Source organism: Petrotoga mobilis SJ95 (assembly GCF_000018605.1).
Classification (GTDB): Bacteria; Thermotogota; Thermotogae; order Petrotogales; family Petrotogaceae; genus Petrotoga; species Petrotoga mobilis.
In genome coordinates this window covers 2,002,772-2,020,344 of record NC_010003.1, presented here as the reverse complement: position 1 = coordinate 2,020,344, position 17,573 = coordinate 2,002,772, and the positions used below count along the sequence as shown (strand labels likewise).

General features: G+C 33.9%; 16 protein-coding genes and 2 tRNA genes. 7 read left to right on the top strand and 11 right to left on the bottom strand.

The window, feature by feature from the left end; translation table 11 throughout:
- Positions 1-7 precede the first annotated feature (7 nt).
- From PMOB_RS09430 to PMOB_RS09420, 3 genes are all read left to right on the top strand, one after another.
- Positions 8-1,723, top strand: a complete 1,716-nt coding sequence (locus PMOB_RS09430) for a diguanylate cyclase (protein ID WP_012209620.1) — start codon at positions 8-10, stop codon at positions 1,721-1,723.
- Positions 1,724-1,792: 69 nt separating this feature from the next.
- Positions 1,793-1,882, top strand: a tRNA-Ser gene (locus tag PMOB_RS09425).
- Positions 1,883-1,902: 20 nt separating this feature from the next.
- Positions 1,903-1,979: transfer RNA gene (locus PMOB_RS09420), tRNA-Arg, on the top strand.
- A gap of 45 nt (positions 1,980-2,024) precedes the next feature.
- Here the strand turns inward: PMOB_RS09420 and rpmB are convergent.
- The 11 genes from rpmB to PMOB_RS09365 form a co-directional block, all read right to left on the bottom strand.
- Entirely contained in the window at positions 2,025-2,216 is a 192-nt protein-coding gene (gene rpmB, locus PMOB_RS09415) for a 50S ribosomal protein L28 (RefSeq protein WP_012209619.1), read from the bottom strand.
- 90 nt (positions 2,217-2,306) lie between these two features.
- Positions 2,307-2,708, bottom strand: a complete 402-nt coding sequence (locus tag PMOB_RS09410) for a chemotaxis protein CheX (RefSeq protein ID WP_158245242.1) — start codon at positions 2,706-2,708, stop codon at positions 2,307-2,309.
- A 96-nt stretch (positions 2,709-2,804) separates the two neighbouring features.
- Positions 2,805-4,196, bottom strand: coding sequence for a cysteine--tRNA ligase (cysS, locus tag PMOB_RS09405; RefSeq protein WP_041534441.1), 1,392 nt, complete (start codon positions 4,194-4,196; stop codon positions 2,805-2,807).
- A gap of 14 nt (positions 4,197-4,210) precedes the next feature.
- Positions 4,211-5,677, bottom strand: a complete 1,467-nt coding sequence (gltX, locus tag PMOB_RS09400; protein ID WP_012209616.1) for a glutamate--tRNA ligase — start codon at positions 5,675-5,677, stop codon at positions 4,211-4,213.
- A 180-nt stretch (positions 5,678-5,857) separates the two neighbouring features.
- Complete coding sequence (locus PMOB_RS09395; protein ID WP_012209615.1) at positions 5,858-6,388, bottom strand: NUDIX domain-containing protein; 531 nt, start codon at positions 6,386-6,388, stop codon at positions 5,858-5,860.
- A gap of 341 nt (positions 6,389-6,729) precedes the next feature.
- Complete coding sequence (cdd, locus tag PMOB_RS09390; RefSeq protein ID WP_012209614.1) at positions 6,730-7,128, bottom strand: cytidine deaminase; 399 nt, start codon at positions 7,126-7,128, stop codon at positions 6,730-6,732.
- Positions 7,121-8,467 (bottom strand): hemolysin family protein, encoded by a 1,347-nt coding sequence (locus PMOB_RS09385; protein WP_012209613.1) that lies wholly within the window; start codon positions 8,465-8,467, stop codon positions 7,121-7,123. The genes cdd and PMOB_RS09385 overlap by 8 nt, the downstream gene beginning before the upstream one ends.
- 17 nt (positions 8,468-8,484) lie before the next feature.
- On the bottom strand, positions 8,485-9,381 hold the full coding sequence (locus PMOB_RS09380) for a YitT family protein (RefSeq protein WP_012209612.1): 897 nt from the start codon (positions 9,379-9,381) through the stop codon (positions 8,485-8,487).
- A gap of 22 nt (positions 9,382-9,403) precedes the next feature.
- Entirely contained in the window at positions 9,404-10,540 is a 1,137-nt protein-coding gene (dnaJ, locus tag PMOB_RS09375; RefSeq protein WP_121515548.1) for a molecular chaperone DnaJ, read from the bottom strand.
- The gene (locus PMOB_RS09370) at positions 10,540-11,244 is read right to left on the bottom strand and encodes a nucleotide exchange factor GrpE (protein ID WP_012209610.1); all 705 of its coding nucleotides are present in this window, start codon (positions 11,242-11,244) and stop codon (positions 10,540-10,542) included. The genes dnaJ and PMOB_RS09370 overlap by 1 nt, the downstream gene beginning before the upstream one ends.
- A 173-nt stretch (positions 11,245-11,417) precedes the next feature.
- Positions 11,418-12,425: an HrcA family transcriptional regulator gene (locus PMOB_RS09365; RefSeq protein ID WP_012209609.1), complete on the bottom strand. Its 1,008-nt coding sequence runs from the start codon at positions 12,423-12,425 to the stop codon at positions 11,418-11,420.
- Positions 12,426-12,536: 111 nt separating this feature from the next.
- On the opposite strand from PMOB_RS09365, the gene PMOB_RS09360 reads away from it, so the two are divergent.
- Genes PMOB_RS09360 through murD form a run of 4 tightly spaced genes read left to right on the top strand, consistent with a single transcriptional unit; the run spans position 12,537 to position 17,555 of the window.
- Positions 12,537-14,039 carry a UDP-N-acetylmuramoyl-L-alanyl-D-glutamate--2,6-diaminopimelate ligase gene (locus PMOB_RS09360; RefSeq protein WP_012209608.1) on the top strand — a complete coding sequence of 501 codons (1,503 nt, stop codon included), beginning with the start codon at positions 12,537-12,539 and terminating at the stop codon, positions 14,037-14,039.
- The gene (murF, locus tag PMOB_RS09355) at positions 14,039-15,331 is read left to right on the top strand and encodes a UDP-N-acetylmuramoyl-tripeptide--D-alanyl-D-alanine ligase (RefSeq protein ID WP_012209607.1); all 1,293 of its coding nucleotides are present in this window, start codon (positions 14,039-14,041) and stop codon (positions 15,329-15,331) included. The genes PMOB_RS09360 and murF overlap by 1 nt, the downstream gene beginning before the upstream one ends.
- Before the next feature lie 8 nt (positions 15,332-15,339).
- On the top strand, positions 15,340-16,263 hold the full coding sequence (gene mraY, locus PMOB_RS09350) for a phospho-N-acetylmuramoyl-pentapeptide-transferase (protein WP_041534439.1): 924 nt from the start codon (positions 15,340-15,342) through the stop codon (positions 16,261-16,263).
- Positions 16,260-17,555, top strand: coding sequence for a UDP-N-acetylmuramoyl-L-alanine--D-glutamate ligase (gene murD, locus PMOB_RS09345; protein ID WP_012209605.1), 1,296 nt, complete (start codon positions 16,260-16,262; stop codon positions 17,553-17,555). The genes mraY and murD overlap by 4 nt, the downstream gene beginning before the upstream one ends.
- Positions 17,556-17,573 lie beyond the last annotated feature (18 nt).

Sequence of the window (17,573 nt, the reverse complement as noted above, 5' to 3'; positions counted from 1 at the left end):
ATGGGGGGTGAATGAAATTAACGAGAACTACGAAAAACTTACAGGGGTAGAGAAAGACTTCATACTGTCTCAACTTCAAAAAAATTTAGAGGATTCAAAAAACGAGAGTTTTGAATTTGTCGAAGAAAACTTCCCTTCTTACATTTTAGATGACTTGAATGATCTTATACTTATTATGGATTGTGACAGAAAAATTGTTTTCGTTAACAAGAAGATCAATAATTTCGGTTTTTCAAAAAAAGATTTTATCGGTAAAGAGATCATAACTTTTTTTGAGGTTGACGTTAAGAAACAGATCGAATATTTCTTTAGAAGGCATAATCAAAATAAGTTGTTGATTTTCAAATCGTCTTTTTCCGAAAGAAATGGAGAAAAAATACCTTTTGAATTTAAATTAGAAAATTTTCGGCTAAACGATGAAAACTTCTACATATTAATTGGAAAGGATTTAAGCGAAAGTGAAAAATACAAAAAAGAGATTGAAATCATTCAAAAAAGCCAAGAAACTATTCGAAAAGCTTTAGAAGTGTCTCAAATAGGAATTTGGGAGTGGGATGTGAACTGTGGTAAATTCAGTTATGACGAAAGATACAAAGAAATCTTAGGATACACAAAAGACCCTTTTGAAGGCAAATGGGAGAAATTCGAAGAGTCGATCAATAAAGAAGACACTGAAACATTAATAAAAAATATAAGAGAACATTTTTTGACTAAAACAAGTAAATTTGAAGGAACTTACCGTATTAAAGATGTGGACGATAATTATAAATGGTTTCTTTCAAGGGGGAGAGTTTTAGAACGAAACAAGTTTGGACTGCCGATGAATATGGTTGGAGCCTATTTAGAACTAACTGAAGATAAAAAGCAAATTGAAGAAATGAAGAAAGAGAAAGATTTTATTGAAAAAGTTGTTGAAAACATGGGACAAGGTCTGGTATTATTAGATTTTGATTTTAACGTTAAATATGCTAATAAATCATTCTACAAAATGGTAGAGTTTGATGACAGAATTTTAGATTTGAAAAAAGTTTTAGATCAAAGGGATTGGGAAAGTTTTAATGAAAATATGCAAAATTTAAAAAGAAACACCAATAATGCAATTTCTTTCGAATCTAACTTAGTTACGAAAAGCGGTGTCAAAGTCCCAGTTTTAATAACAGGTGTAACGTATGAAGAAGTTGGTTTGAGTAGAATTATCTTGGTCATAACAGACATTACTGAAAAGAAAAAACTTGAAGAAATACTTAAAAAATACGCAACTTTCGATGATTTAACTGGTTCTTATAACAGAAGAGCGGGTTTTTATGCTTTAGAAAAATATTTTCAACTTGCCAAAAGAAGACAAGAGCCTTTGTCTGTTGTTTTTATTGATATTGACAATCTTAAATACATAAACGACAATTACGGTCACGATGCAGGAGATTACATTCTAAGAAAGGTAACTGATGTTTTAAAAAATACCTTAAGAGAATCAGATTTGATAATACGAGTAGGTGGGGACGAATTCGTTTTAGGCCTTCCAAATGCGGAAGAAATCGATGTTCACAAAATTTTTGAAAGAATTTTAAGCCAACTCAAAGAGGTAAAAGTGGATGGTAATGTGAGGATTAATTTAAGTTACGGTGTTTCGGAATATAAAGATTTTCAAAAGGATATAAACCTTGAATCATTAATAAAAGAAGCTGATAATAAGATGTATGAGATGAAAAAAGCTAAGAAATGAAATGTTTCCTTGACAGGTGAGAATATCAATGCTATAATATTTCAGGGTTGAATTAGAAGCAAAAATCACGGAGAGGTGGCCGAGTGGCCGAAGGCGCTTGCCTGCTAAGCAAGTGTAGAGGTGACTCTACCGAGGGTTCGAATCCCTCCCTCTCCGCCATTTTTTATCAAAGTATCAATGTGCCTGTAGCTCAATTGGATAGAGCGTTGGACTGCGGATCCGGAGGTTGCCGGTTCAAATCCGGCCAGGCACGCCAAATTATGTAAAATTAAATCGGTCTTATTTTAGACCGATTTTTTACTTAAGCTTTTTGAACTTTTCCTGATTTTAAACATTTCGTACAAACATACATTCTTCTTACTGTACCTTCGTCTGTTACTACTCTTATCTTTTGAAGATTGGGCTTCCATACCCTTCTTGTTGTTACTTTTGATTTAGCAACGGTGTTTCCGGTTGCAGGACTTTTTCCGCAAATTTCACATTTTCTTGCCATCTATATTCCTCCTTAGCCTATACTTTTTTCTGTTTTTAGAAATTTGGAAATTTTATAACTTTTTTATGAAGGCAAAAACAATTTTCCTTACTAAGAATTCTTGTATATTTCTCTGTAAATAAAGTACAAATCCATCTCGTTGTCACCAGAAACGTAAACTGGGAATTCTATTATAACACCTTTAGAATTGACTTTTACAATCTTACCAGTAAATACGGAAGGAGGAGTTACAATTATATTGTAACCATATTTTTCAAGATTAGTACCTATGGATCCAGAAACCATGTTGCCAAGTTCTCCTATTGCACTAATCGCCATATCATCAATCTCGTCTATTTTCATAATACCATCCATCATGTTATTAACTATATCCTTTGCTACATTCTCAGTAAAAGAATAAAGAATGTTCCCTTCAAGTTCACCGGTAAAACCAATATTAGTAACCACATCATAGTGTTTTTCAATTTCTTTAACGACATATGGCTTTTGCAATTGTATATCCATCTTTGTGATTATTTTAAAGGTGTTTTTGAGGGAGGCGAGTACTGAGTTTATTATATTAACGTCTATTTGAGAACACCTCCAGTTCTAAGACCATTTTGTTCCTTCAGGGGTATCTTTTATTTCTATGCCAATTTTGCTTAAGTTATCCCGTATATAGTCTGAAAGATTGTATAACTTTTCTTCTCTAAGAGCAGATCTTACGTTTAGAATGATTTCCATTAGTTGATTTAATTCTACATTGTTCTTCTGTATTTGTTCGTTAGTTTCAAAAACCCCCAGGACACTCCCGTAAATATTTCTTATTATATAATAATTATTTTTTATTGTTTCTTCATCACGTGAATTTAACGCTTTGTTTAAATCTCTTGATAATTCGAAAATTCTTGCCACAACTGATGGTGTATCAAAATCATTCGAAAGGCTACTAATGAGATACTCCTCTTGCTCTTTAAAATAATTCATTTTCTGAGGACAAGGGACTTTCCCGTTAAAGAAAGTTTCAGCCTCATTCAAAGATTCTTTAACTCTATTAACTGATACCTCTTGGTTACGAAGCAATTCTTCACTTACATCTATAGGTATACGATAATGCTTGCTGAGTATAAAAATTTTTAAGACATCCGAATCAAACTTTTTCAAAAGGTCTCTTAAATACCAGACGTTCCCCAAAGATTTTGACATCTTATCTTGTGCCATACGAATCATTCCGTTGTGCATCCAGTATTTTGCAAAATCCTTACCACTTTTTGCTATAGCTTGGGCTCTTTCGTTCTCGTGATGAGGAAAGATGAGATCGTTACCTCCCGCATGAATATCAAAGGTGTCGCCTAATATTTCAGACGACATAACAGAACATTCTATGTGCCACCCTGGGCGACCTTTTCCCCATGGACTTTCCCAAAATGGTTCCCCTTCTTTTGAAGCCTTCCATAGGGCAAAGTCCAAAGGATTTTTTTTGTATTCGGAGACTTCTACCCTAACCCCTACTTTCAGATCTTCGACCTTTCTGTGAGATAACTCTCCATATCTTGAAAATTTTTCCACTTCAAAGTAAACATCTCCATTTTCAGCCTTATAAGCATAGCCTTTTTCTTCAAGTTCTTTTATATAAGAAATAATTTCATCAACATAGTTGGTAGTTTTTGGGTGGAAATTAAAAGCCCTAGCTTTAAGAGCCGTCATATCTCTCCAGTATTCAATTATATATCTTTTCCCTACCTCTTCGAAAGGTAAGTTCTCTTTTTTTGCTTGTTCAATGATCTTATCGTCTATATCAGTGAAGTTCTGTACTAATGTAACTTTGTAACCAATATATTCCAAAAAACGTCTAAAGGCATCAAATATTATAATAGGTCTTGCATTGCCAATGTGTAACAAGTTGTAGACTGTTGGTCCACAAAGATAAATCTTTATTTCGCCTTCTTTCACCGGTACTAAATCAACTACTTGTCCACTTAAAGTATCGTATATTTTAATTGTAGGAAATCTTTTCAAATCTCGATCACCCTTTGAAGTCTTTCCAAAACAGTATTCCTACCTAATAAAAATATCGTATTTATCAAATCGGGTCCATGAAATGAATCCGTTAAAATTTTTCTTAAAGACATGTAAAATGGTTTCTTTTGAGGATTGGCTTCGTTCATAGCATTCTTTAAATTCTCTGTTATAGTTTGTGTATCCCATCTGTCATCTTCATTGAAATACTTATAAATCAAGTTGATAGCTTCTTTTACTCCTCTTTTATCAAAGTATTCTTTAAATTCAGGATCGTTTGTATCTGGATAAACATCTTTTAAAAAAACTTCCATTTTTTCAGGTATTTCGCTCAATATTTCAACAGAAGAAAGAATAGTTTCTAAAGCTTTAATAACCCATTTTTTGTTTACTTCATATTGTTCTTTGCTTAGAAGTTTTGATCCAGTCACAAAAGGTTCTGCAAGTTGATAGATTTCTTCCAAAGGCTTATTTCTTAGATACTGCCCATTCATCCATTTTAATTTTTTCTCATCGAATATTGCAGGGCTTGAATTGACTCTATCCAAAGTAAAATTATCAATTATTTCAGAGAGAGGCAATATTTCCTTACCCTCAGGATGAGACCAACCAAGCAGTGCCAGATAATTGTCAACAGCTTCAGGCAAATATCCTTGAACCATAAACTCTTCGACAGAGGTAGCTCCATGTCTTTTGGATAATTTTTTGCCATCTGGTCCCAAGATCATTGAAACATGTGCAAATATTGGGGGTTCCACCTCAAAAGCCTCATAAATCGCCATTTGTCGCAAAGTATTTGGTAAATGATCGTCCCCCCTGATAACATGGGTGATTTTCATTTCGATATCGTCTACAACGACAGCAAAATTATATGTAGGTATACCATTACTTCTTAAAATTATAAAATCACCAATAGAACCTTTCTTAAAGATAACTTTACCCTTTATTTTATCATCGAGTTCATAATCTTTCTGAGGCATCTTCAAAAAAATAACGGGTTTTAACCCTTTGTAATTGTACTCTTCAATTCTTTCCTTTGTGTTGTACTTTGAAATCAAATCATAGGTATAATGTGGCGGTTTACCTTCGCTTATTAACTGGTTTTTTACTTCTTCTATTTCTTCTGGTGAGATATATGCCTCGTATGCTTTACCTTTTTCTATTAGTTCCTTTGCTCTTCGCTGATAGATTTCTAACCTTTCACTTTGGCGATAAGGTTCATAATCTCCGCCAATTATAGGTCCTTCATCCCAATTCAAATTCAACCATTTTAGAGTGTTTATAAGTTGATCTTCAGATTCTTTTGTTGAACGTTCTATGTCTGTATCTTCGATTCTTAAGATAAATTTTCCTTCATTTTTTTTGGAAAAGAGATAATTAAAAAGTGCCGTTCTAGCTCCACCAACGTGGAGATATCCTGTTGGACTTGGTGCAAACCTTGTTCTTACAGTATTTGAGATCATTGTTTAGTCCTCCAAAATTTTTTGATTTTATTGTTTTTAGAAACTCTAAAATTTGTTTTAGCGCCCCTTCGCCCCGCTGCCCACCCTTTTAAGGATGGACCGATGGCCCCTATGCCCCGGTGCCCACCCATCTAAGGAAGTTTAAAAGGCTTTCCCTTCGCCACGCAGCATGCCCATTTATTAAAGAAGTAAATATTTGTAGAAAGCGCAAATACTTTTTGAATCGGTAATTTCGCCTTTTTTTATCATCTCTTTCATTTCATCTGTGGTTACTTTTAAGATTTCAACAAACTCGTCATCGTCAGGATTGACTCCTACTTCAGTTAATTCTTTTGCTAAATATAAATATATTTTTTCGTTTGAAAAACCCGGGGTTGTGTATATGTATCCTAATTCAATCCATTTATTTGCTTGCTTCCCTATTTCTTCTGCTAATTCCCTTTTACCGCATTCCAAAGGGTCCTCATTGGGGGAATCAAACTTTCCTGCAGGTATTTCTATTAATACTTTTCTTATTGGGAATCTGTATTGTTTAACAAGATAGATGTTCCCTTCATCATCTACCGGCAATATCGCTACTGCCCCCGGATGGTTGACAACTTCTCTGGTTGAAGTGTTTTTATTGGGCAATTCAACGTGGTATTTTTCTAGATCTAAGATTTTCCCTCTAAAGATCACTTCTTTTGATAATTCTTTTTCTATTAAATCCATTTTTAGTTAAACTCCTATATTTTGATTTTGGTGTTTTTAGAAACACAAAAACTTTATAATAGCGCCCTTTCACCCCGCTCCCCACCCTTCTAAGGAGGGACCTGCGGTCCCTAACCCCTTTAACATTAAGGGGGTTCCCCCTTAAAAACCCCAAATTCAAGGTCAAAATTATTTAAAAAAATGGTTTGCATACTGCAGCAAGCAGGGCTCCGCCCTGGAACCCATTTTAAAATCAAAATCTTATTTTTGAAAGATGCGCCCGCTTCCCAAGCATAAGGAAAAATAGAAGACTTAGTCTCAACTCCTACTAGCCTACTTTATGAAACGGATGTTTAGATCTTTCACAGATCTTTGGGGCTAAAGGCATTTGGTAGTAACTCACTTACCCTTGTTTTTTCTATTTTCCCCTTCGTATTTGCTAGATAAACGTCGAAATCTCCGAACTCAGCCATTACTTGCCTACATGCCCCACATGGTTTTACAGGTGCCTCTCCTTCTGCAACGACTAACATGGCTTTGAATTCACGTTTGCCCTTGGCAACAGCAGAAAATATTGCGTTCCTTTCGGCACATATAGATAACCCATAAGAAGCATTTTCTACGTTACAACCTGAAAATATTTCTCCATCATCTGATAACAAACATGCTCCAACCTTAAAATTAGAATAAGGGGCATATGCATTTTCTCTTGCTTTCATAGCTTCTTCATACAATTTTTCAACAATAGTTTTATCATTCATCTTTCTCTTTACCAGTCCCTTCTTGGTTTTCTGTTTGCATTTTTGGATGTACAGTTATTTTAACTTTATCTATCTTATTGATAGTTACGGAAACAATTTCGAATTCAATATTTTCAATATAATATATTTCTCCAGGTTTAGGAAATCTTTTGAACCTTTCAAGTAAAAATCCACCAATGGTTTCAAACTCAGTTTCTGGAAATTCTATGTCCAACTCTCTTTCAACGTCATTAATTGGTGTTGTGCCATCAACTAGTATAACATTTTCTGCTACTCTTATTATATTAGTTTCATCGCTGTAGTCATCGTACTCATCAAAAATTTCTCCGGTCATTTCTTCTATTATATCTTCTAAAGTAACTAATCCAGCGGTTCCTCCATATTCATCAACAACTATAGCCATATGTGTATGATTATTCAAAAACAGCCTAAAAACATCTCTTATTTTCATCGTTATGGGTACAAAGAATGGTTTATGCATAATTTCTACAACTCTTAATTTTTGCAGTTTGGTAAAATCTTTTACCTCATCGAGCTTTTTGAAAATATCTTTTGCGTAAACTATGCCAATTACATTGTCCAACGTTTCCTTGAAAACAGGAATCCTCGAGTACCCTTCTTCATTTATTATCTTTATCAACTCTTCCATGGTTTTTGTATCCTCAATCGCTAATATATCAACTCTTGGAGTCATAATTTCTTTGACAGAGGTATCCTTCATCTCTAGACTTCTTTGCATCAGGTACTTTTCACTTTTCTCAATTACCCCTTCTTCATGCCCTATGTCCAAGTAAGAAATTATTTCGTCCTCTGTGATTAATGGTGGAGCATTGGTAATGGTCTCGCCACCAAACAGCTTAATAAAAACGTTTGTAATGTTTACAAGCAACCACACCACAGGTGTTAAAAGTTGATTTAAAAAATAGATTGTAAAAAAGGCAAAATTAAAGTATTTCTCTCTATTTTCTCTTGCATATACCTTGGGTGTTATTTCTCCAAAAATCAATATCAATAGGGTCATTATAGCTGTTACTAAACCAATGGCACCACTATGAGAAGAGGGCATTAAACTAACTGCAAAAGCTGTCGCCGTAGATGTAGCTAAGATATTTACAAGGTTGTTCATTATAAGTATGGTTGTTAAATAATGATTCGGATTCTCAACAAAATGTTGGTATTTTTTCCTTTTTTTCTCATTTTTTTCTTCATCGATCAGTTCTCTTATCCTGTATCTCCCTATTGTAGTCAAAGCAGTTTCAGATCCTGAAAAAAAAGCAGACAAAGATAAAAGAACAACCAGTAATATTAATGAGCCCCACAAACCACCGGGGTCATCCACTTTCCATCATCTCCTTGTTAAGATATTTTTTTGAAACCATATCCTATGGCTTCACTATTTGGCAAAATAACCATGAAAGCACTGCTATCTCTTTCTTTTACAATGTTCTTAAGTAAACCTATCTCTGACCTGGAAATGGTTACCATTACAATATTTTTTTCTTGATTAGTGTAACTACCAACTCCTTTTAAAAAGGTGACTCCTCTATCTAATTTGTTATATATATCTTCTTTAATTTTATCATAATGATCGCTGATAATCAAAACTGTTCTTGTTGATTCAAATCCTTCTATCACCCCATCTATAGTCCTTGCAGTTACAAAAATTGCTATTATTCCATACATTGGTAATAAAGGACTGATTAATATGGAAGATGCGGTTATAACAGTATCAGCAATCATAAGACCGGTACCCACACTTAAAGAGAAATACTTGTTGAAAATCATTGCGATTATATCTGTTCCACCGGTAGTTGCACCTTTCCATATAACTAAACCCATGCCAAATCCAGCTATCAGGGCTCCGTAAAATGCAGCCAATAAGCTCATTTCTAGACCAGCGTTTCCTGTTTCTCTCATCAATGAAGGAATGAGTTGATCCCAGCCTAAACCATGTTGAAAAAAATCAGTGGAAAAGGAAAGCAAAGCAGCCGAATAAATGCTCTTTATTCCAAAACCTATTCCTAGTAACCAAAACCCTAAAAAGAACAAAATCAAATTATAAGCGAACATTTGTACCCCTACCCACCAACCAAAAAAATTGTTTAATATTATAGCCAATCCGCTAACCCCACCAGCAATAATATTGTAAGGGATCATGAAAAGAACTAGCCCTATAGCCGTTATCAAAGTACCGACCGTAATAATTATATAATCTTTGATAACTATTTTTTGATCAGAGATATTAAATTTCAATCTTCATACCCCCCAAGATGAATTACTCAACGTTTGTTTCTTCCAAAAGTTGACTAAGGATCTTCCGCTCTTTTCTCGATGGTTTGTTGATTTTTACGTTTATTTTGACATATAAATCTCCTCTTTTACCTCCACCAAATTCTGGAAGTCCCATATTTTTAAACCGTAAAATCGTCCCAGGGTTGGTCCCTTCTGGCAACTCCTCTTCTATGTCTCCTTCTAACGTAGGAATTTTTACGGTTCCTCCCAAAACTGCTTTCAAATAATTTATTGTGATCTCTGTTTCTAAATCTGCTCCTTTTCTGATAAACCTTTCATGCGGAAGAACTCTTACTTGAACAATTAAATCACCATTTGGACCTCCGTTCTTACCTGCATTTCCTTTATCTCTTATTCTCATGGTATAGTTATCTGGAACTCCTGCAGGTATCGTAATTTCCATTCGTTCTTTTTTCAAAACTTTTCCGCTACCACCGCAGTAAGGGCATCTACGGTTGACTATTCTGCCTTCTCCGTTACACGTTGGACATGTATAAGTCCTTACAAAACTTCCAAAAAAACTTCTTTGTTCCTCTCTAATAACTCCTCTTCCGTTACACCTTGGACAAGTTTCAAAACTGGTGCCGTTTTCTGCCCCGGTACCATGACAGTGCTGACATACTTCGTACCTGTTGTATTCTACAATCTTTTTAACATCATAAATAATCTCTTCTAATTTTAAACTGATTACTACATTAATATCCTCTCCGCGTTCCTTGACTACGTTTCTTCGCCTAGAGGAAGATCTACTACCGCTTCCTTCCGTACCAAAAATCATATCAAAAAAGTCCGAAACAGTGCCTCCACCAAAACCTTCTCCGAATATATCTCCAAAAATATCACCCATGCCACCGCCTGGATTACTTTGCCCTGTATAGGCGGTTCCTTCTTCTGGTACGAAGCCGAATCTATCGTACACTTTCCTTTTTTGTGGATCACTTAAAACTTCGTAAGCCTCCTGAATTTCTTTAAATTTGCGCTCTGCTTCTTCTTTATTTTCAATGTGTCTATCAGGATGCCATTCTTTGACTTTTTGTCTATAGGCTTTTTTTATCTCTTCCTGTGATGCGTTTCTATCTACTCCCAAGATTTTGTAATAATCTTTTCTTTCCGCCATAATTATTTGTCACCTTCTTTTGAGTCGATCCCTTCCGCAGTTTGTTCGTCAGAATCAACATTTTCGTCACAAGGGTTTTTCTTGTCTTCAACTTTTTCCTTGACCCCGTTCGGGGCGTTCTCCTTCGGTTTAACAGCCACTATAACCCTTGCTGGTTTTATTACTTCACCTTCCAATTTGTACCCGATGGATTGGACATCGTATATACAGTATTCACTCACTTCTTTTGTTTCAAACTTGTCAACAACATCATGTTCGAATGGATCAAATTGATCTCCTTTTTGTGGAACTATAAAATTCATTTTCAAGGAGTCAAAGACTTTCAACATATCTTTGTAAACCATCTCAACAGCAGAAACAAATTCGGGTTCATCTTTGTAATTCAAAGAAAGATTCAACTTTTCAAATGGGACAAGTAATTTTTCTATTATCATTTTTGTTGTGTTCAGTTTTATCTGCTTTTTTTCTTTCTCCACTAAATTTTTGTAATCTTCAAATTTAGTTTTAAGATATATAGAATACTCTTTAAATTCATCTCTTTCTTTTTCTAGATTTTTCAACTCGTGTTTTAACTCATTATTTTCTTTTTCTAATTCTTCTAATTTCTCTTTCAACGATTCGATATCTTCCTGACTTAATTCTTTTTCTTTTATTTCTTTTTGTTCCTCTTGTTCTGTTATTTCTTCAGTTTTTTTTCTTTCTTCCATTTCAAAAAAACACCTCCTAAAAACTGATCATTACTATTTTTAAGTTTGCACCCTTTCACCAACCGTTAAGGGGCAAGCCCCTTAAAAACCCCGAATTCAAAGTCAAAATCATTTAAAAACATCGTTTGTATACTACAACAAACTAAGTCTATAAACAAAATTATATACTAATTTCATAAATTTTTTGATATAATCTCTGAGAGTCTCGAAATATACTCTCTCAAAAAATAGTAATTTTTTTCATAATTACAGTATTTTTGAGTTATAAACAGCACCCTACCAAGGGGATCGGCATTTAATTTGTAAGTAGTGTAGAAAAATACCATTTTTTTTAGAGCTTTAGAGTTTAAATCTTCGCCAAACAATATTTCTATATCATCAGTGAAATCTAAAAGTTTAAATATTCCTTCTTTGATTGTATCATTTTCAACCATAGAAGCCAACGCTTCTATAGCTTCCAAGTCTGGGATAGATTGAGAGATGATTTTTTCCAAACCACTTATAATATATTTTTTTCTGTTGAACTCAGATGTTAGATGCCCTAAAATCTCAATAAAATTAGTCACCCTTAGATCTTCTGTTTCAAATTTTGGAGCTGAAAGAAACATGAAAAGTGAATGAAAAGACTTGCCAACAAGACCGTTATTCAAAATATTTTCCAATTCCTTTGAAGGTGGCAAACCATATATTTCAACCGTCCTGGATACAGCTAAGCCTAAATTTGTTAAAATAGTAATGACGTTATTTGTCTCCATTAAGGGAGTAACAGTCACCCTTGTTATATATACATACTTTGGATTAGGATATTCAAAAATCACCAAACCTTCCAAAGTATTGGATATTAGTTCACTCAAGCTTTGAAACATAAGATTTAAATCATAAAATTTGTACTTTTTTGGAATATCAATATGTGTATCCTCTTGGTTGTAGGCGTCTTTTATCATTTGAAAATAGATCTTCAAAGCGGAATCTGTAGGAATTCTTCCACCGCTTGAGTGTTGTTGATAAATGTATCCTAATTTTTGAAGTTTTTGCATATCGTTTCTGATAGTGGCGCTACTGGCTTTTATATTTGAGTTTTCCAAAACTTCGTCTGAGCTAACTGGTTTATCGTTTTTTAGGTATAATTCAACAATGGTTTTTAGAATTTCTTTTTGTCTATCGTGTAGCACCTTAGCCATTTTATCACTCCCGCATATTAAGTGCTAATAATATGATACCAGGTCTTATATACATTGTCAAATATATTAATTTACCACATTGTAACAACTAACATTTAGGAGGCAGTATTAATGAGAATCCCTTCAAACAAACTACTACAATTTTTAAACGGTAATATAAAAAAGAAAGTAATCAAAAATGAGATATTGAATATAGCAGATATCAAAGACAACAGTGAAAACGTTGAAAAAGACGATATTTTCATCGCTTTCAAAGGTTCCCGCTTCGATGGTCATGATTTTATTCTTTCAGCATTTGATAAAGGTGCTTCATTAATAATTGCTCAAGACGAAGAAAAAATTCCAACAAATGATTCTCTGCAATACATAATCGTAGAAGATATTAAAAAGGCTGCTGCTGATTTATCTCACAAATTATTCGACATCTCTCCAGATGATTTTAAAATACTTGGAGTAACCGGCACTAATGGCAAATCTACAACGGTATCTTTAGTTCATCACATCTTACAAAAATCAGATAAGGACTCGACGCTAATAAGTACCGTAGAAATTAAAATAAAAGACGAGGTAGTTAAGGAACCATACAACACCACTCCCAGTATTTTAGAGTTGTCCAAAATATTAAAAAACAGCAAAGAAAATAATATTGAATTTATTAACATGGAAGTATCGTCTCATGCGATCCATCAAAGAAGAATTGAAGGCGTTAAATTCGATATCATATCTTTCACAAACATCACAAGGGATCATTTGGACTATCATAAAGATTTTGAAGAATACAAAAGTATCAAATTATCCCTGATGAACTATTTAAAAGATGAAGGAAAAATAGTAATAAATCTAGACAGATTGAACAAAGACGACTTCGTAAAAAGTGGAAAAGAAGTTATCACCTATGGATTTAAAAAAAACGCAGACTTTGTGATAGAAAATTACGAACAAACGCTTCAACAAATGAAATTCACGATCAAGACAAAGGAACACAAAAGTTATGAAATACGATCCCACTTGATAGGGAAATTCAACGTTTACAATATAACAAATGCCTTTGTAATAGCAACCCTATTTGGACTAGAACCAGAGAAAATCATCTATTCCATTTCCACCTTTAAAGGTGTCTCTGGAAGGTTCCAAATCGTTCCAGGCAGCAAATCGCTAGGTTTCTTTGCAGTTATCGATTTTGCGCACACCCCCGATGCACTCAACGAAGTATTAAAAACCGCTTCATCAATAACTGAAGGTAGGATAATCACAGTATTTGGGGCTGGAGGAAACGCAGACAAGGGGAAACGAAAGTTAATGGGACAAGTTGTAAGTGAACATTCGGACGTTATAGTTCTCACCAACGATGATCCAAAAGATGAAGACCCTGACCAAATAATAGAAGACGTATCAAAAGGTATAGACCAAGATAAACATTTCATCGTTATACCCGATAGAGAAACCGCCATAGATACAGCCCTAAGATTTGCTAACAAAGGGGACATAGTAATCATAGCGGGAAGAGGCCATGAAAAATATCAACTCTTCGCCAATGGAAAAAAGGTTAAGTTCAACGATTACGAAGTAACAAAAAAACTAATTGACAAAATCAAAAGGAGTTCGGGAAGGTAATGTTGGAACGTTTAAAATATAAAGGCCACAATTTTCAAATTGACTCTCGAAAAGTGAATGAAGGTGACGTATTTTTATGTTTAAAAGGTGAGAAAACCGACGGACACCTATTTATAAACGACGCATTGAAAAACGGAGCGTCTTACGTAATTGTTGAAAAAGATGTTGTTGACTTTCCAAAAGAAAAAATAATCAAAGTCAACAGCGTCCTAGAAGAAATGCTTATCTCTGCTTCAACATTGATCAATGAAAACGCCAAATTAAAGATTGGAATAACCGGATCCACTGGAAAAACCACCACGAAAGAATGCTTGTATTATTTGTTGTTAGCTTATTTCAAAACTTTTAGAAACGAGATGAATTTGAATACGGAAATAGGAATACCCTTATCGATTTTGAACAACTATAACAACGAAGAAACCGTCATACTAGAAGAAGGTCTTAGAAAAAAGGGAGACCTTGAATTTTTATCAAGATATTTTAATTTAGATGTTGCCATTATCACGAACGTAGGGGCTTCACATTTGGAATTTCTAGACTCTTTAGAAACGGTAGCTGAAGAAAAAATGAAAATAACAAGCAACATGGATAAAGGAGTTTTAATAATCAATGGAGACTACTCATTATTAAAAGAATTGGCACCGAAACATCTGAACCGACTAACCTTTGGAACAAAAGATGAAAACGATGCCGTTTTAAAAAGCTTCGAGTACAATGAAAACCACACAACGACCTTTTACGCTAGAATTCTACAGGAAGATTTGATGGTAACGCTGAACCATTATTGGAGTGAAGGTCAGATATTAGACTTACTCTCAGGATTGCTGCTTTTGAGATTCATCGATTTACCAGTTGATCCATACTATTTATTTAACATCAACATCCCTCAAGATCGTTTTCAAACCATAAAACGTGGGAATCTTTTAATAGTAAACGACTCTTACAACGCATCCTACGAATCTTTTAAAAGTGCTTTTAACAGCATAAAAAAGTGGAATCTTTCTCCTAAAATTATCATAATGGGAGAAATAAAAGAATTAGGAAAATACAGCGAAGAATACCACATCAAAGTTATAACAGAAGCCTTAAATATTTTTGATCGGATTTATTTCTACGATCCTCAAGAAAATTTCACCTATCTATCAAATGATAAAGTTACCTTCTTTAAAGAGCTAAAAAAAATTGATGAAATAATATCAAACACCACCAAAGGAGTGATCTATATAAAAGGATCTAACACTACTGGAATAAACAAATATCTAAAGGAAAGTGACTTAATTTGGAAAGATTGATATTTTATATCACATTAATAACTTTTATTTTCTTACTTTTTCTCTACCCCATATTTATAAAATGGCTAAAAAAGAGGCAATTTGGGCAGTATATCAGAAAAGAAGGACCAGACCTTCATAATTACAAGCAAGGAACCCCAACAATGGGGGGAATTTTATTCATTCTTGCTATTTTTTTTCTAAGTTTACTCACCTACTTCATTCAAAAAGAAGATTTATTTCTGATAATTGGAGTTGCCTCTTTACTCTTTGGATTTATAGGATTTCTGGATGACTATCTAAGTATAAAAAAGAAAGATTCAACAGGATTAACAGCCATACAAAAATTGTTACTCCAATTCCTATTCTCAATCGTTATAGTATATCTAATATCAATATTTAACAACCATTCAACATTGAAAATACCATTCACAACTAAAAGCTTAGACCTAAAATTTTTCTATCCTTTATGGGGGATAATATACCTAACAGGTATGTCCAATGCAACAAATTTAACCGACGGGATAGACGGACTCTCTGGAGGTATTTATGTAATATCAGCACTATTCACAGCACTGATTGCGGGTATTAATTTTAATCACATTCCCTTATTGATTTTGCCTGTAATAGCGTATCTCTTCTACAATATAAAACCAGCAAAAATATTCATGGGAGATACTGGATCTTTAGCATTAGGTGGGATATTAGGTTCTTTAGCATTATATTATTCTGTTGAACTTTTCACCATTTTAACCTGTTTTATATTTATTTCAGAGATGTTTAGCGTTATAATACAAGTGGGGAGTTTCAAAGTACGAAAAAAAAGAGTCTTTTTAATGGCACCAATTCATCATCATTTTGAACTAAAAAAATGGAGCGAAGAACGGATTGTTCTAATATTCTGGACTATAAACATATTAACTGGAATAGTCGCACTGGGAGGAGTACTGTGAAAATATGCCTTGTAGGATACGGAAAAAGTAACAATGAGTTACTGACAAAGCTTTTAAAAAGTAATCACGAAATCTTTGTTAGCCAAGACAAAGATTTTACTAAAACCGATGAAATATACTTTAAGAAAAACAACATTCAATATGAAACCAACCACAACGACCTTTTAAAAAACTGTGATTTGGCTATCGTAAGCCCTGGTATCCCACCAAACAGTAAGGCTGCTAAAATAATATTTGAAAACAATATCGATTACACTACAGAATTAGAGTATTCATGGCAGAATATAAAAAAAGAAAACAAAAAAGCTGTTTTTATTGGAATAACAGGAACCGATGGAAAATCAACCACCACCTCTTTAATAGGACATATATTAAAATTCGCAGATCCTTTAACCTTTGTGGGTGGTAATATTGGAGTTCCCTTAGCAAAAGCGTCAGAAACTCTAAACTACTACGTAGTTGAGGTTAGCTCTTTTCAAATATTCTGGTCAAAAACGTTTACTCCTGAAATATCCGTGTTAACGAACCTGGCACCCGATCATCTAAACTGGCATAAAGACTTAAATGATTACTATCAAACCAAAGCAAAATTATTGTTAAGAACCCTCAAATCAGGAGGAGTGGCAGTTGTAAACGAAGATGCTGTAAATCTTTTAAACCTAAAAGATTATCAAGCAAGTGAAAGGATTATAACCTTTTCTAAAAACATGATTGAAGGCAATTACATTAAATACAAAGATAAAAAGATACAAGTCAACAACAAAATATTTGAACTGGACATCTTCAAAGAAGACATCTTGGCATCAGCAGTAACGACGCTAAATCTTGGGATCTCTGAAAAAATTATCGAAGAGGCAATAAACTCATTTAAACCACTAAAGTATAGGTTGGAACTGATAAAAAGCAAAAACGGAGTCAATTATTACAACGATTCAAAAGCAACCAACGTTCACTCCGCATACAACGCTTATAAAAGTTTCAGAGGAATGCATTATATAGCAATCCTAAGTGGAATCCCAAAAAATGAAGACTTAACACCATTAATCGAAGAACTTAAAACCTACGCCAAAGCTGTAATAGTATTCGGAGAAATGGAAAAAGAAGTCAAAAAATACCCCTTGAATTCTAAATTTATCTTCAAAAATAATTTAGAAGAAGTATTCTTATACCTAAGTGAAATATGTGAAGTTGGAGACAATGTGGTATTTTCACCAGCTGGCGCAAGTTTTGATAAATACAAAAATTATGAAGAAAGAGGAGAACATTTCAATTTATTGGTCGAAAAATCGTAAATGGTCGGGCTGCAAATT